Annotated in this window: 14 protein-coding genes; 11 read left to right on the forward strand and 3 right to left on the reverse strand. The window is 51.6% G+C overall.

Going from position 1 to position 12820, the window contains the following annotated elements; all coding sequences use genetic code 11:
- Positions 1 to 12 precede the first annotated feature (12 nt).
- A complete protein-coding gene (flgA, locus tag LG300_RS00375) occupies positions 13 to 729 on the reverse strand; it encodes a flagellar basal body P-ring formation chaperone FlgA (protein ID WP_404376460.1) in 717 nt (238 codons plus the stop codon).
- A 194-nt stretch (positions 730 to 923) separates the two neighbouring features.
- On the opposite strand from flgA, the gene flgB reads away from it, so the two are divergent.
- The 11 genes from flgB to flgL all read left to right on the forward strand — a co-directional run bounded on the left by flgB (position 924) and on the right by flgL (position 11698).
- Positions 924 to 1355, forward strand: coding sequence for a flagellar basal body rod protein FlgB (gene flgB / locus LG300_RS00380; RefSeq protein ID WP_404376461.1), 432 nt, complete (start codon positions 924 to 926; stop codon positions 1353 to 1355).
- A gap of 25 nt (positions 1356 to 1380) precedes the next feature.
- Complete coding sequence (gene flgC, locus LG300_RS00385; protein ID WP_404376462.1) at positions 1381 to 1791, forward strand: flagellar basal body rod protein FlgC; 411 nt, start codon at positions 1381 to 1383, stop codon at positions 1789 to 1791.
- A gap of 2 nt (positions 1792 to 1793) precedes the next feature.
- A complete protein-coding gene (locus LG300_RS00390; protein WP_404376463.1) occupies positions 1794 to 2483 on the forward strand; it encodes a flagellar hook assembly protein FlgD in 690 nt (229 codons plus the stop codon).
- 57 nt (positions 2484 to 2540) lie between these two features.
- Positions 2541 to 3899, forward strand: a complete 1359-nt coding sequence (gene flgE / locus LG300_RS00395) for a flagellar hook protein FlgE (RefSeq protein ID WP_404376464.1) — start codon at positions 2541 to 2543, stop codon at positions 3897 to 3899.
- 31 nt (positions 3900 to 3930) lie between these two features.
- Positions 3931 to 4689 (forward strand): flagellar basal-body rod protein FlgF, encoded by a 759-nt coding sequence (flgF, locus tag LG300_RS00400; RefSeq protein ID WP_404376465.1) that lies wholly within the window; start codon positions 3931 to 3933, stop codon positions 4687 to 4689.
- A 30-nt stretch (positions 4690 to 4719) separates the two neighbouring features.
- A complete protein-coding gene (gene flgG, locus LG300_RS00405; protein ID WP_404376466.1) occupies positions 4720 to 5502 on the forward strand; it encodes a flagellar basal-body rod protein FlgG in 783 nt (260 codons plus the stop codon).
- A gap of 37 nt (positions 5503 to 5539) precedes the next feature.
- Complete coding sequence (locus LG300_RS00410; RefSeq protein WP_404376468.1) at positions 5540 to 6229, forward strand: flagellar basal body L-ring protein FlgH; 690 nt, start codon at positions 5540 to 5542, stop codon at positions 6227 to 6229.
- Positions 6230 to 6343: 114 nt separating this feature from the next.
- Complete coding sequence (locus LG300_RS00415) at positions 6344 to 7399, forward strand: flagellar basal body P-ring protein FlgI (protein ID WP_404377951.1); 1056 nt, start codon at positions 6344 to 6346, stop codon at positions 7397 to 7399.
- Complete coding sequence (gene flgJ, locus LG300_RS00420; protein ID WP_404376469.1) at positions 7399 to 8415, forward strand: flagellar assembly peptidoglycan hydrolase FlgJ; 1017 nt, start codon at positions 7399 to 7401, stop codon at positions 8413 to 8415. The genes LG300_RS00415 and flgJ overlap by 1 nt, the downstream gene beginning before the upstream one ends.
- A 64-nt stretch (positions 8416 to 8479) precedes the next feature.
- Positions 8480 to 10438: a flagellar hook-associated protein FlgK gene (flgK, locus tag LG300_RS00425; protein ID WP_404376470.1), complete on the forward strand. Its 1959-nt coding sequence runs from the start codon at positions 8480 to 8482 to the stop codon at positions 10436 to 10438.
- An 18-nt stretch (positions 10439 to 10456) separates the two neighbouring features.
- Positions 10457 to 11698, forward strand: a complete 1242-nt coding sequence (gene flgL / locus LG300_RS00430) for a flagellar hook-associated protein FlgL (protein ID WP_404376471.1) — start codon at positions 10457 to 10459, stop codon at positions 11696 to 11698.
- A 56-nt stretch (positions 11699 to 11754) separates the two neighbouring features.
- Here flgL and fliR read toward each other — a convergent pair whose 3' ends face one another.
- Together fliR and fliQ are read right to left on the reverse strand one after the other, a co-directional pair.
- A complete protein-coding gene (gene fliR / locus LG300_RS00435) occupies positions 11755 to 12546 on the reverse strand; it encodes a flagellar biosynthetic protein FliR (RefSeq protein WP_404376472.1) in 792 nt (263 codons plus the stop codon).
- Between the two features lie 3 nt (positions 12547 to 12549).
- Positions 12550 to 12819 (reverse strand): flagellar biosynthesis protein FliQ, encoded by a 270-nt coding sequence (gene fliQ, locus LG300_RS00440; protein ID WP_404376473.1) that lies wholly within the window; start codon positions 12817 to 12819, stop codon positions 12550 to 12552.
- Position 12820 lies beyond the last annotated feature (1 nt).

Raw genomic sequence — 12820 nt, forward strand, 5'->3', positions numbered from 1 at the left:
TTAGGCGTTTGGCTAAAAATCCACCATTAATGTTCCTCGGCCAACCACCCGGGCATTCATGATTTCACGAGGGCCAAAACGGACGCGGATAGTTTCGCCCTGAGCGCCATCTGCTAATGCCTCACCCTCCCTCGACACGCGAAATCCAGCCCCTTCCGCGATGACCGTAACGCGTTGGCCCCGTTCCACAAGGCTAGGAGCTTGCAGAAAGTGCGCCTGGAAGGTGCTGCCGCGGCGGATAGGCCGCTGAGCCACTTTGCCAACTATGTCATCCTCATTGGTCAGCGCTTGGCTAGATAGATCGCTAAGGTTGCCTTCTCGCTGTTCAAGCATGGCGGCGGTAATAAGCGTACCTCTATCAATATCTTGGCTCGCCACAGCGTAGCTACCAATGACATCTACTTCTGCCTGCAGGTAGCGTACTTGACGCCCGTCAGCGCCGCACCTAACTCCTACAGAAACACGCCCAATAGGGGCTTGGTTAGGGTTAGTCAGAAAAGGCGTTGGCTGTATACAAGGTGGCAAATGGGGGGATGGCGGTGCGATATTAATGACCGCCTCTTGCCCCAAGGCTTGTGCTTCCTGATATAGGAATTGCTGAACGGTATCGACGAGTGGCTGGTTGTTCGTTTGTGCCCAGGTGGAGTGGGAAAAGCTGAAACATAGAAGCAATAACAAGGGCTTAAGAACTGCTGAGCAGCGTGCAGCAATATGCAGCAAGTGGCGCATGAAAAAATCGCTCAGTGTGGAAAATCAGATGTTAAACATCAGGCGTGCAGTTTAATGCAAAAATTTACCTCGCATCATGGGAAATGCTGGCGTAAACGGTAGCTGTTCCCTGCTTTAGGATGAAAGCGAGGAGCATATTATTCATCATCAATAATTCCCGATTTATTTCTGCCTCTCAGCGAGCGAGGGTCGGCATGATTGATCAGCTTGAATCTGCCTTTAATTTTCACCAGCAGGCGCTAGGCCTGCGTCAAGCACGTCACCAAGTGCTAGCCGCTAACATTGCCAATGCAGATACGCCCAACTATAAGGCGCGGGACATTGACTTTGCTAGCGAGCTTAAAAAAGCCGTTGAAGGCGGTCAGTCTCAACAGCAGCAAAATGGCGGTTTGGCGTTAGCGCGCACCTCCGAACAGCACTTAGCAGGAGAAGGCCCTGCATGGCGTGGTGCTGGAAGTACCGAGCTGCTCTACCGTATTCCTGATCAGCCGAGTCTGGATGGTAACACCGTCGATATGGATCGCGAGCGGACACAGTTCGCCGATAACGCGGTGCGCTACCAGGCGGCGCTCACCATTATGAACCGTCGTATTCAGGGCCTGAAAAATGCGATGCAACCTGAATAACCTAGTGATAGGAGAAGAATAAGCGATGTCGATGTTTTCAGCGTTTGATATTGCCGGTTCTGCGATGAGCGCCCAAGCGCAGCGTATGAATGTAACGGCAAGCAACATGGCCAATGCCGACAGCGTGGCAGGGCCCGGTGGTGAAACCTACCGCGCAAAGCAGGTGATGTTTGAAACCCAGGCACAGTCTAACCGCTACGGTATTGGCGGCGTCCGGGTTACTGAGGTCGTGGAAAACGATTCACCGCTGCGCATGGAGTATATGCCGAACCACCCAGCGGCTGATGAAGATGGCTACGTTGCTAAGCCGAATGTTGAGCCGGTCCATGAAATGGTCAATATGATTTCGGCATCGCGCTCCTATCAGGCCAACGTCGAGGTTTTCAACACAACCAAGCAGATGATGGTTCAGACTCTATCGCTCGGTGAGGGCTGATCATGAATATTGATAATAGTGTACTTAATAGTATTAACAATAACTCCACTACTGGCCTATCAACCCGCCAGTCAGCCGAACTGCGCGATAGCTTCATGACGCTGCTGATTACGCAGCTGAAGAACCAAGATCCGCTGAATCCGATGGAAAATGCGGAAATGACCTCTCAGTTGGCACAAATCAATACGGTAAGCGGAATTGAGCAACTCAATGATACGCTCAACGGCATTACCGAACAGATGAACGCCTCTAAGATGATTCAGGCATCCGGCTTAATTGGTAATGCCGTCCTGGTGCCGGGTAACAACATTAAAGTCAATATTGATGATGAAGGTAATAGCTTTGCCACGCCGTTTGGTATTGAGCTTGAAAAACCGGCTGAAAGCGTCGAAATCATTATACGTAGCCGTGCTGGTGAGGTGGTGTACCGCAATGAAGTGAGCGGAGTGAAAGCGGGCGTTGAATCCTTCCAATGGGATGGCGAAACTAACGATGGCGAAGCGCTACCCGCTGGCGACTACCACCTTAGCTATGCTGCTAAAGATGCAGAAGGCAACGAGATAAGTGCCCAGCCACTGAACTATGCCTTGGTGCAGGGCGTGACGCCGCAAGAGAAAGGTCAAGAGGTGCGCCTGGATTTAGGCGCCATTTATGGTCAGGTGACACTCGACCAAGTGAAACAAATTCTTTGATTGTGTTGCGCCAAGTGTAAGTACAACGCATCAGATTACTAAATTCAGGGGAACAGCATGAGTTTTTCACAAGCACTCAGTGGTCTAAACGCACAGCAATCTAAACTCGCCGTTACCGGCAATAATATTGCTAACTCCCAAACAGTGGGCTTTAAAGGTTCTAACGTGCAGTTTGCTGATGTCTATGCCCAGCAGGTTGGGCTAGGTACGCGGGTCTCCGCGACCCTACAGGATTTTACCCAGGGCAATATTGAGTCGTCAGGCCGCAACTTGGACTTAGCGATTGCCGGCGAAGGCTTCTTTCGCTTCCAGCTCCCCAACGGCGATATTGGCTACTCTCGCAACGGCCAGCTAAACCTGACCGCGGATGGCCGCTTGGTGAACTCTCAGGGCGCTCAGATTATGGGCTTTCCTGCTGAAGAAGGTGAAGTTCAAGCAGGCGGGGATGTTGAGCCGCTGACTGTACCCGCTGGCGACTTAGCGGCAAGTGCTACAAATGAGCTTGATGTATCGCTTAACCTAGATGCTGGCGAAGAGAGCTTGGCAGATGAAAATGATAATCCACCTTTTGCTGTATACGATAACCCCAATAATGAGCCCCCAACGGGCTTTAATGCAGCTGAGACAGCTGAGGCGGTGGCAAGTGGGTTGAACCCGAATCAATATTCTTATTCAACTAACGCTACGATTTACGACTCTCAAGGTAATGCACGTAACATGACGATGTATTTTACCAAAATGGGCGACAATGACTGGCGTGTGGATGCGCGTATTTCGGGTGGTCCAGACGGCGCACCTAATTACGGGTTTGCTAATATAGCTGGTGAAAATTTTAAATTTACAACTAACGGGCAGCTTGTAGATGCATTTGAGCCTTTTGACTTAGTAATTAGTACAGATGCTACTAATGTAGCGACAGTAAGCAGTGTAGAGAATGGAAGCACAAATAATGAGTTTAATGATACGATTCTGGCTAAGCAGACAGTAAAAATCGACTTTGCTGGCACTACCCAGTTTGCTAACCAGTCTACCGTTAACGACATCAACCAAAACGGCTATACCTCCGGTGTGCTAGTTGGCACCACCATCGAAGAAGACGGCACCGTGATGATGAACTACTCCAACGAGCAGTCACGCGCGGCGGGCCAGATTGCGATGGTGAGCTTCCGTAACCCTGAAGGTTTGAACCCCTCGGGTGATAACCTGTGGTCGGCGACGGCCTCCTCTGGCCCTGAGCTGGTAGGTGCTCCAGGTACCGGTCAGCGTGGATTAATTCAGGCCAGTGCGATTGAAACTTCTAATGTCGATATGGCACGCGAACTCGTCGATATGATTGTTGCCCAGCGTGCCTACCAAGCTAACTCACAGACCATCAGTACCCAGGACGAGCTCCTGCAAACCATCATTAATATCTAATGAGTGGGCCAACGGGTAAGGAGTAAACGTCGTGGATCGTATGCTATACACCGCTATGAGCGGCGCTAAACACACGATGGATCAGCAGTCGGTAGTGAGTAATAACCTATCGAATGTATCCACCGCTGGTTTTCGTGCCCAGCTGCAGGCTGCGCGCTCGGTACCCATTGAAGGCGCGGGCGCCCTGCCAACAAGGGTATCGGCGGTGACAACCACGCCGGGTACGGATTTCTCACAAGGCCCTATCGAGCGCACTGGGCGTATGCTGGATGTGGCCATGCAGGGAAACGCCTGGATGGCGGTGTTAGCAGAAGATGGCACAGAGACCTATACCCGTCGCGGTGACCTGCAGCTCGATAGCGACGGCGTGCTGCTAAGCGTGGGCCGCCCCGTGATGGGTGATGCTGGGCCGATTGCTGTTCCACAGGGCGCGCAAATCTCATTAGGGGCAGATGGCACGATTAGTGCCATCCCTCAAGGCGAAGGCCCAGAAGCGATGGTGGATGTTGGCCGCATTAAACTCGTCACACCGGATGAGCAGGCCCTGGAGCGTGGTGAGGATGGTTTGTTCAGGGCGCCCCCTGGCGATGATGGTGCACCAGGCGTACTTCAGGCTGATGAGGAGGCTCGCCTGGTAAGTGGGGCTCTAGAGGGTAGTAACGTCAGTGCCGTGGACGCCATGGTTTCCATGATTGACGTGGCGCGCCGCTACGATATGCAGATGAAAGTGCTGAGTACAGCGGACGAAAATGCTCAGCGAGCTAACAGTATTTTATCTATTCAGGGCTAACCGCAGCCACTCAGCCAAAGGAATATACGTATGATTAAGTCTTTGTGGACTGCCAAGACCGGGCTAGAGTCTCAGCAAACCAAACTAGATGTTATTTCAAACAACTTGGCGAACGTCAGCACGAACGGCTTTAAACGTTCGCGCCCGGTATTTGAAGACCTGCTCTACCAAAATATGCGTCAGCCAGGCGCCCAGAACAACATCCAAGACCGCCTACCGTCAGGTATGCAGATTGGTACGGGGGTGCGTGCCGTTGCCACCGAGCGTTTGCATACGCAAGGCAACTTGGAGGAGACAGGTAACTCTCGTGATCTAGCGATTAACGGCGAAGGGTTTTTCCAGGTGTTGCTGCCAGACGGGACGCTTGGCTATACCCGCGACGGTAGTTTCCAGCTCAATGAGAATGGCCAGATGGTAACAGCGAATGGCTACCCGCTGGAGCCTGCTATTTTTGTTCCGGCCAATGCGCTCTCCGTGACTATTGGTGAAGATGGTACCGTAAGCGTGCGCCAACCCGGCATTGCCCAGGATGCTGAAATTGGCCAAATTAATGTGGCGTCCTTTATTAATCCGGCCGGCTTAGAAAGCATTGGCGGTAACCTCTATCTTGAAACCGGTGCTTCTGGAGCCCCTAACCAAAATGCGCCTGGTAATAACGGTGCCGGACGACTCTTTCAAGGTTATGTAGAGACCTCAAACGTGAATGTTGTGGAAGAAATGGTGAATATGATCCAAACACAGCGCGCTTATGAAATTAATAGCAAGGCTGTATCCACCAGTGACGAAATGCTAGCGCGGCTGAGTCAGCTCTAATGTCATTATTCACAAGAGCTACCTAACGGGTCGCGCCATGTTGGAATTACACGTTGTTTTACGCCGCGGCCTACTCGCTGGTTTAGCGTTGGTCGTTTTGGTCATGGCGGGGTGCGCGCAGATACCGCGTGCTTCAGTTGTTGGTGAGCAAGAGCAAATCACCATTGTTGACCGGCCACCGCCGGTACCTAACGGCTCTATCTATCAGGCACGCCGAGGGTATCAGCCGCTTTTTGAAGATCGTCGCCCGCGTGCTGTGGGGGATATTCTAACGATTGTGCTGGATGAAGAGGTCAGTGCTAGTAAGAACTCTCAGTCCAACGCCAATCGCGCGGGTAGTGCTAGTTTAGAGCTTGCTCAGTTACCTGATGTGTTAGATACCTTGGCGGAATATGGCTTTGATATAGAAGGTGCTAATGACTTTACGGGAGGTGGTGGCTCCCAAGCAAACAATACGTTTACAGGTACGATTACCGTCTCGGTACTGGAAGTGATGAATAACGGCAATCTGCGCGTGCGCGGTGAAAAGCAGATTGCTATTAATCAGGGCACTGAGTTTATCCGCTTTTCGGGTGTGGTAAACCCTCGTACCGTCACGGCACAAAATACGGTGCCATCCACTCAAGTGGCCGATGCCCGAATTGAGTACGTTGGCGATGGCTATATCAATGAAGCGCAGCATATGGGATGGCTGCAGCGCTTCTTCCTCAATGTGTCGCCGTTCTAGGCGTGTTAATAAGTTCGACAACAGAGACCTGGTGAAATGGCTATGCAGTGGAAGGTGTATCAACGGATTCAAGCAACCGCGCGCTTCGCGACTCTGTTGGCTCTCTGTTTTGTGATGCTGCCAGCACACGCCGAGCGGGTGCGCGAGCTAGCGAGCTTTGCTGGCGTTCGTGATAACCAGCTTGTTGGGTATGGCTTGGTGGTGGGGTTAGATGGCAGCGGTGACCAAACTACTCAGGCGCCGTTTACCAGCCAAAGCTTAACCAACATGCTATCGCAGCTAGGCGTAACCGTGCCGCCTGGCACTAACCTTCAGCTGCGTAACGTAGCTGCTGTGATGGTTACTGCAGATCTGCCGCCATTCTCCCGTCCAGGGCAACGTCTCGATATCGTTGTGTCTTCGATTGCTAACGCCAGCAGCCTGCGTGGTGGCACGCTATTGATGACGCCACTGAAAGGTGCCGATGGTGATACCTATGCGATTGCCCAAGGCAATATGCTGGTGGGCGGTGCCGGTGCCCAAGCGGGGGGGAGCAGTGTACAAATTAACCAGCAGGCATCCGGGCGTATTCCCAATGGGGCTTTGGTCGAGCGTGAAGTGCCGCTCAACCTTGGTGGCAACGGCGGGGTGCTAGAGCTGCAGCTGAACGACGCTGATTTCGGTACCGTGCAACGAATGGTCACGGCGATTAACAATGAGTTTGGCCAGTCTGTTGCCTATGCTCGCAATGGCCGGGTGATTGCCCTAGACGGCCCAATAGATGCCAATGAGCGGGTCAATTTTATGGCCCGGGTTGAAAACGTACAGGTGACGCCGACCGAGGCACCCGCCAAAGTGGTGCTCAATGCGCGTACAGGCTCCGTGGTTATGAACAGCGCGGTTACCCTGCGTAGAGCCGCAGTAGCCCACGGTAATCTCTCGATTATGATTGATACCCAATTTGGCGTTAGCCAGCCTAACCCGCTCGGCGAGGGTGAAACCGTGGTGGTGCCTGACACGGATATTAATATTGAGCAGCAGGAAGCCTACCTGCAAATGGTCGAAGGTGCTGATTTGGCGGAGGTGGTCAATGCGCTCAATGCATTAGGGGCGACCCCGCAAGATCTGATGTCGATTCTTGAAGCTTTAAGAGCATCTGGCTCCCTGCGTGCCGAGTTGGAGATCATCTGATGAGCATGGGCGATATGACCAGCCAGTTCGCGCTGGATATGAGTGGCTTCCAGCGGTTGCAGCATAATGCGCGCGTGGACCCTGAAGCGGGCGTGCAAGGAGCAGCACAGCAGTTTGAAGCGCTTTTCATCCAGATGATGGTGAAGAGTATGCGCGATGCGACGCCAACGTCTGGCCTACTGGATAGCCGTGATACGACGTTTTATCAGTCAATGCTCGACCAGCAGTGGTCGCAAGTGATGGCTTCCCGTGGTATCGGCTTAGCCGATGCCTTGGTGGAGCAGCTTCAGCGGCAAGGGGCCATTGAACAGGTAGCGAATCCAGACCAAGAGCTCCAAACACTGATTGCCGGTATCCCGAGGGGCACTCCTCGTGTGCTGGATAGCCCCTTGCGGCCACCTAGTGACCAAGCGCCTACAAGCATAGGGAGTGGTCGTTTTTATAATGAGCTGGACGCTATCCAGCAGCAAGAAAACAGTAGTGCACCCGCCATGCTGGCAGAAGCCCCTCGCCCTGCTTCATCACATGACCATGTTGAGCGCTTTGTGCAAACGCTGGCAGCACCGGCCCAGGCTGCTAGTGCGGCAACGGGTGTACCTGCTGAGCTGATTCTTGCCCAGGCGGCCCTGGAAACGGGCTGGGGGCGCCATGAGATAGCGACTCAGCAGGGGCAAAACAGTTATAACGTTTTTGGCATCAAGGCAGGTAGTCATTGGCAAGGCAAAACCACCGATATCGTGACCCACGAGTATGTGAACGGTCGCCGTACCCAAGTAGTGGATACTTTCCGTGTCTATGACTCTTTTGAGCATGCCTTTACCGATTACGCCAACCTGATTGGCAACAATCCACGCTACGCAGGCGTTGTACAAGCGGCCAACGCAGAGCAGGCGGCGAGAGAGCTACAGCGAGGCGGCTATGCCACTGACCCGCGCTATGCGGAGAAACTGGTCTCAGTGATGCATACCATGGGGCCGCTGAGCGCCGGGGGTAGCCTGTTGGCGGATTCTCGCTAGGCGACTTATTCAAGTTTTTCTGCGTACTGCCGATAGGTAGAGAATCGGCCTAAGGAATTAAACCATGAGCATGTTTTCGATCGGCTTAAGCGGCCTCAACGCGGCGCAGAGTGCCCTCAATACGACTAGCAATAATATTAGTAATGTCTATACACCAGGGTATAACCGTGAACTAACCCAGCTTGGTGAGGGGCGTGTTGGTGGAGGCGTACGCGTTGATGATATCGAGCGTCAGTTCAATACTTATGTGGCTAGTCAGTTAAACAACGCCAAGACCCAATCCAGTGCGTTAGAGACTTACAATAACCAGGTCTCACAGATCGATAACCTGCTCGCTGACCGTGAAGCCGGTCTTGCCCCACTGATGCAGAATTTCTTCTCTTCGTTGGAAGACTTAGCAAGTGCCCCTTCAGACCCGGCTGCCCGCCAGGGCGTATTGGGTACGGCTAACACATTAAGCGCCCAGTTTCGCTCATTTGATGGCTATCTGCAGGATATGCAGAGCAACATCAATAACCAAATTAAAGACGAAATCACCCAGGTCAATAATACGGTTGAGCAGATTGCGGGCTTAAACCGTGAAATAGCGCTGGCGCGTGCACGTACAGGCGAAGCGCCTAATAGCTTGCTGAACCAGCGGGATCACCTTGTCTCTGAGCTGAACGAGCGGATGGATCTCCGTCTCAATATTCAAGATGGTAAAACCTATAACATCAGCCTGCCCAACGGCCAACCGCTAGTAACGGGGACGGACTCTTTCAAGCTAGAGGCTGTGGCTTCCCCTAACGATCCGCAGCGGATTGTGGTGGGCTATACCGATGGTGGGGGCAACACCTCTGCACTCAGCGAAAATGTGATTTCTGGTGGTGCGTTAGGTGGCCTAATGTCCTTCCGCACAGAAACTCTAGATAAGACACAGAATCAAATTGGCCAGCTGGCGGTCTCGCTGTCTGTGGCGTTTAACGAACAGCATAAGCAGGGTGTAGACCTTAATGGTGAGCAGGGTGTCGATTTTTTCAACGTACGCTCGCCTCAAGCGTATAGCCGTAGCAGCAATAGTGCAGACGTGGCATCTATTGAGTTCGATACGGCAAATATTGACCAGCTGAGAGCGACTGACTACACCGTGCGCTTTGAGGGTACCCCTGCTGAGCCTGTGGTAACACGCAATGATAATGGTGCTGGTGTTGATTCTGACTGGGAGGATGGCGTCCTTTCATTTGGTGGTATTGCGATGAGCTTCGATAGCGCTCCTGCGGCCGGCGATCGCTTTGAAGTGCAGCCCGTTCGTCGAGCTGGCGCAGGCATGGAGGCTAATATCAGCGATTTAGATAAAATCGCGGCTGCTTCTATGTATGAGCGTAGTGGCGATATGGCTGTAAGTAATTTACGGTTTACAGGTGGTTCATTAGCCGCTATTGATGCGGCAGTTAGTGGAGGACTAGACACCGGCGATAAGTTAGAGTTAACGCTTGATGCAGCTGGTAAACTGTCAGGGCTTCCCGCAGATGTGACCGTTACGCGTATTAGCGAAGATAGCCCCCCACAAAGCACCCCGGAAGCATTTGACCAAAGCAGCGACACTCTAGAGCCAGGTGATAAAGTAAACATTATATTTAACGATGAGCTGTTATTGAGTTTTAATATAAATGAGCTGCCTGTTGCAGGTGAGACTAATCTAAAGCTTTCGCCAAGTGCTGCCTCCTCCGGCGATAACCGCAACGCTTTAGCACTTCAAAATCTACAGTCGCAATCTATCGTGGGTGGTAGCGCAACGGTCAGCGGTGCTTATGGCGCGATGGTTAGTGATGTGGGAAATCGTACCAATATTATTCAGGTTAATTTAGATGCACGCCAGGGCTTAACAGACCAGCTGCGTGCGGTTCAGCAATCGGAGTCCGGCGTTAGCTTGGACGAAGAAGCGGCCAACCTGATTCGCTACCAACAGTTCTACCAAGCGAATGCGCGCGCGATTGATACGGCCTCTACCATTTTTGATACTATCTTAGGCTTACGTAGCTAACGGTTAGGAGTCTGCCTCATGCGTATTAGCAGCGTTACCATGTATGAACAAAGTACGGCTTCAATTAACCGTCAGCAAAGTGATTTCTTAAAAGTCAGCCAACAAATTGCTAGCGGCCGCCGAGTTGTGAATCCTTCCGATGACCCACAGGCTGCTTCAAGAGCGGTTCGGGTAGATCAATCTCAAGCAATTACCCAGCAGTATGCGGATGCCCGGGTTTCTGCGCGCAACTCGCTGGCTCAGACGGAGAGTATTTTAAACAGTATCAGCGACTCAGTAGTGAGTGCCAAAACACTATTGGTACAAGCCTCCAGCGATACGCTGAGTGATGTTGACCGTGAATCAATTGCCAGTGAGCTGAGAGGCATTTACGAGACAATGATTGGCCAAGCGAATGCGACCGATGGTAACGGGCGCTACCTGTTTGGTGGCTATGCAGATAACGCTCCGCCGTTTGTAAAAAATGCTGAAGGCAGCATCGAATATAAAGGCGATGCAAATGCTCGGGAACAGCGTGTTGATGCCTCGCGGTTAATGCCCGTCACTGAAAATGGTATTTCGATTTTTCAAAGCGTGCCGAGCGGCGCGGGCTATATCGCTGAAGCTGATAATGCCAACCAAGGCAGCGTGACATTCAGTGGCCCACAAATTAGTGACGTTAATGATCCTGGCTATGGTGAAAGCTTTCTTATAGTGTTTGGCGGCGACGCTGACAACCCCACTTATAGTGTTCAAAAATTTGATGGTACCAAATGGGACGATTTCAATCCGGCGCTTACTAATAAAAAGTATAACGCAAATGAGCAAAAACTTAGTTTTGGTGGGCTTAATATTACCCTCAAGGGAGATTCAAAGCCTGGTGATGAAATTCTCGTCGCCCAGTCAGGTAGCGCTCAGCGTCCTGCCGATCTATTCCGCACCATGGAAGCGGCTATTAATGTTTTAGAAACGCCGGTTGAAGATGACAGCCAAAAAGCAGCGCTGCGTAATACGATGAATACGTCTATGCGAGATCTAGATAATGCTTTGGATAATGTCTTAACAGTGCGTGCTTCGGCAGGGGCAAGGCTGAATGAACTAGACGTTGTAGACGCAGTCGGCAGTAATCGGATGCTTAACTACGAACAGACATTGTCCGATTTGGTTGATTTGGATTACGCAGATGCTATTTCAGAGTACAGCCTGCGCCAGGTCGGCCTCCAAGCGTCTCAGAAAGCGTTTGTTGATATTAAAGGGATGTCACTATTTGACTATATGTAGGTTTTTTTAACTACCTCCACAGTGTGAAACTAATGCCCCGGCTTTTTGCCGAGGCATTAGTTTAATGGGGCCATAGTTTCAATCAGGCTTTGAATAAAGTTAATCCCTTGGCTAAATAGCTGCTGTAGAAAGCTGCCAATATCGCTCATCAATACCATGAGCAATATGATACCGACGGTGAGCGAAGTGGGGAAACCAATATTAAACACGGTGAGCTGTGGCGCTGAACGGTTAAGAATACCCAGCGACAAGCTAATGATAAGCAACGAGGCGACCAGCGGCAGAGCAAGCAGCATCCCGGCAGCGAAAATAGTGCCCGCATAGCGTGCCAGTAACTCAAATGCATTAGGGTTAAGACCGCCAATACCAATCGGCAGTGTTTCAAAGCTCATGACTAACGTTTCTAAAACCATTAAATGGCCATTAAAGGCGAGAAACATCAGTAGGGTGATCATATAAAGAATACGCGACAGCACCATGATATTGGTGCCGCTAGAGAGATCGAAGAAGCTCGCAAAGGCGAGGCCCATCTGCAAACCAATAAATTCCCCCGCCGCTTGAACGACGGCAAAGACAATATGCATAACTAGCCCAATCGCAATACCAATCAATATTTGTTCAATGATAATGCCCAGGCCAGCCCAAGACATAAGGGGTATCTCTGGCATTGGGGGAAGCACCGGGGCGATGACCACCGCAATAACGGCAGCCAATGCCACTTTTGCTTGGTTAGGAATGCTTGAGTGCCCCCATAGCGGTGTTGCTGACATAAAAGCAGTAATGCGCACAAAGGGCCAAAAAAAGGCCACCAGCCACCCCTGGAGCTGGGCAAAAGTTACCTCAACCACAGGCTACATCACCATCGCGGGAATATTGGTAAAGAGCCGTATCGTGAAGTCAGTAATTAAGCCTATGAGCCACGGGCCCGCGAGGACCAATACGGCAAACACCGCTAAGATTTTTGGGATAAACGTTAGCGTCATTTCATTTATCTGGGTAGCAGCCTGGAATAGGCTAATAATTAAGCCTGTAAACAGCGCCGCTAATAGCATCGGGCCAGCTAAAAAAAGTGTTACGCGCATACCCTGATAAGCAACGCTCATCACCATCTCGGGTGTCATG

Source organism: Vreelandella aquamarina (assembly GCF_044805175.1).
Classification (GTDB): domain Bacteria; phylum Pseudomonadota; class Gammaproteobacteria; order Pseudomonadales; family Halomonadaceae; genus Vreelandella; species Vreelandella aquamarina_B.

What these genes read in the sequence shown, in the direction of transcription:
- flgA (WP_404376460.1), bottom strand. Translation starts at nt 729, where the DNA reads ATGCGCCACTTGCTGCATATTGCTGCACGCTGCTCAGCAGTTCTTAAG.
- flgB (WP_404376461.1), top strand. Translation starts at nt 924, where the DNA reads ATGATTGATCAGCTTGAATCTGCCTTTAATTTTCACCAGCAGGCGCTA.
- flgC (WP_404376462.1), top strand. Translation starts at nt 1,381, where the DNA reads ATGTCGATGTTTTCAGCGTTTGATATTGCCGGTTCTGCGATGAGCGCC.
- LG300_RS00390 (WP_404376463.1), top strand. Translation starts at nt 1,794, where the DNA reads ATGAATATTGATAATAGTGTACTTAATAGTATTAACAATAACTCCACT.
- flgE (WP_404376464.1), top strand. Translation starts at nt 2,541, where the DNA reads ATGAGTTTTTCACAAGCACTCAGTGGTCTAAACGCACAGCAATCTAAA.
- flgG (WP_404376466.1), top strand. Translation starts at nt 4,720, where the DNA reads ATGATTAAGTCTTTGTGGACTGCCAAGACCGGGCTAGAGTCTCAGCAA.
- LG300_RS00410 (WP_404376468.1), top strand. Translation starts at nt 5,540, where the DNA reads ATGTTGGAATTACACGTTGTTTTACGCCGCGGCCTACTCGCTGGTTTA.
- LG300_RS00415 (WP_404377951.1), top strand. Translation starts at nt 6,344, where the DNA reads ATGCTGCCAGCACACGCCGAGCGGGTGCGCGAGCTAGCGAGCTTTGCT.
- flgJ (WP_404376469.1), top strand. Translation starts at nt 7,399, where the DNA reads ATGAGCATGGGCGATATGACCAGCCAGTTCGCGCTGGATATGAGTGGC.
- flgK (WP_404376470.1), top strand. Translation starts at nt 8,480, where the DNA reads ATGAGCATGTTTTCGATCGGCTTAAGCGGCCTCAACGCGGCGCAGAGT.
- flgL (WP_404376471.1), top strand. Translation starts at nt 10,457, where the DNA reads ATGCGTATTAGCAGCGTTACCATGTATGAACAAAGTACGGCTTCAATT.
- fliQ (WP_404376473.1), bottom strand. Translation starts at nt 12,819, where the DNA reads ATGACACCCGAGATGGTGATGAGCGTTGCTTATCAGGGTATGCGCGTA.